The organism is Terriglobus sp. YAF25 (assembly GCF_052113305.1).
Classification (GTDB): domain Bacteria; phylum Acidobacteriota; class Terriglobia; order Terriglobales; family Acidobacteriaceae; genus Terriglobus.
Window position 1 is genome coordinate 1 of the sequence record NZ_JBFRCY010000869.1, and the last position, 1,681, is coordinate 1,681.

Genomic DNA, 1,681 nt, shown 5'->3' on the forward strand with positions numbered 1-1,681 from the left:
CATCGCTCTTCGACCATGCACCGTCAATCGGGCATGATAGTGATAGTCCATCCGTTCCTCCGGAAACTTCTATTTGCTCGTCACAAACAGAATCTCCAGATACAAACGGATGGACAACAACCTCTTGAAACATCACAGGTGCCCCACCCTCGCAAAGCTAGGGTGGGCGTGGAGGTAAACAATCCGTGGCCTGGCCAACGCTTGTGGCATCCTTGCCCACCCTAACGTTGTGAGGGTGGGCACCCGGGTTGGGGATACTTGCAACAAAACACAATCAGGCAAAGAGTCTGCAGGAATAGGAAAGCGCAGTCGATGCCTTTCCCGGTACTCTTGATCATGAGATCGCTGCATACGCTCTGTGCGTGATGCCTTCGTCTACGATGGCTACGCCTGTTTGGCGGTGCACAATTCYCAGTCCACATAAAACTCGCGTACCAAAGCATCGGAAAGGAAACTTCTATGCCGCATGTTGTCGTGAAGCTATGGCCCGGTAAGTCTGAAAAACAGAAAGAGCAGTTGGCGATGGAGATCACCGATAGTGTCATGTCTGTGCTTGACTATGGCGCGGAGTCGGTCTCGGTTGCTGTGGAAGAGATTGCGCCGCGCGACTGGCAGGGTAAGGTCTATCGGCCGGAGATTGAGCAGAAGTGGGACCAGCTCTATAAAAAGCCCGAATACACGATGGAGTAGAGGAGGTTAGGCATCATGAGCCAATGGTTGAAGAAAGAACTGGACAGCATTGCCGCAACCGACGATCTGCATATCTCGCCGTTCCGTGAAGATGGAGTCACGTACGGCACACCGACATGGATCTGGTCAGTGGTCGTCGACCACGGGCTGTATGTCCGCGGATATAACGGCCAGGGCTCCAGCTGGTACCAGGCAGCCGTGCTCCAGAAAGCAGGGCGCATTCGAGCAGCAGGGATCACGAAGGAGGTGACCTTCGAGCCGACTGATGGACCGATTCGGGACCGCATCGATCAGGCTTATCAGAAGAAGTACGCCTCCAGCCCTTATCTGCAACCGATGATCGGCGCTCAAGCGCGCTCGGCAACCGTGAAGATCGTTCCCCGGTAGACTGGCAAAGACAGATGTCGATACCGTAGCCGGATAAAGGAGTGAAGCAGAGATGGAGATCAAGAAGGTAGGAACGCAGGCATCGACTAAGGGATCCGCAGATTGGTTTACCGGCACTGTCCGTATCGATCCGCTGTTTCAGGCTCCGGAGCCGGCTCGTGTGAATGGTGCGAGCGTCACCTTCGAGCCCGGAGCGCGGACAGCGTGGCATAGCCATCCGCTGGGCCAGACATTGATCGTCACCGCAGGCTGCGGGTGGGTGCAGCGTGATGGCGGACCTGTGCAGGAGATCCATCCCGGAGACGTGGTGTGGATTGAACCCGGCGAGAAACACTGGCACGGAGCATCGCCGACGATAGCCATGACCCACATCGCTGTTCATGAGCGCCAGGGCGATAAAGTTGTGGACTGGTTCGAACCTGTTACTGACGAGCAATATCGCAAGGATTAGAGCATTTCTCCTAAAGGTGTAGAGCGAAGCTTTGACTGTTTGCTCTAAAAAGACGAGGGTCCTGCCGGTATCCGGCAGGACCTTCGTGCATTCCCTTTGCAGCGCCCGTTTCTCTACGCTTGACGATTGCAATTGATTATCAATAATCTGGCG

3 protein-coding genes are annotated in these 1,681 nt (G+C 55.1%); all 3 read left to right on the forward strand.

The window, feature by feature from the left end; translation table 11 throughout:
* Positions 1 to 459: 459 nt before the first annotated feature.
* From AB4043_RS24665 to AB4043_RS24675, 3 genes are read left to right on the forward strand one after another with little or no spacing between them, the layout of a single operon-like run.
* Positions 460 to 690 carry a tautomerase family protein gene (locus AB4043_RS24665; protein ID WP_442303486.1) on the forward strand — a complete coding sequence of 77 codons (231 nt, stop codon included), beginning with the start codon at positions 460 to 462 and terminating at the stop codon, positions 688 to 690.
* Positions 691 to 705: 15 nt separating this feature from the next.
* The gene (locus AB4043_RS24670; protein ID WP_442303487.1) at positions 706 to 1,077 is read left to right on the forward strand and encodes a DUF2255 family protein; all 372 of its coding nucleotides are present in this window, start codon (positions 706 to 708) and stop codon (positions 1,075 to 1,077) included.
* Between the two features lie 52 nt (positions 1,078 to 1,129).
* Complete coding sequence (locus tag AB4043_RS24675; RefSeq protein ID WP_442303488.1) at positions 1,130 to 1,528, forward strand: (R)-mandelonitrile lyase; 399 nt, start codon at positions 1,130 to 1,132, stop codon at positions 1,526 to 1,528.
* The last annotated feature ends 153 nt before the right edge of the window (positions 1,529 to 1,681 follow it).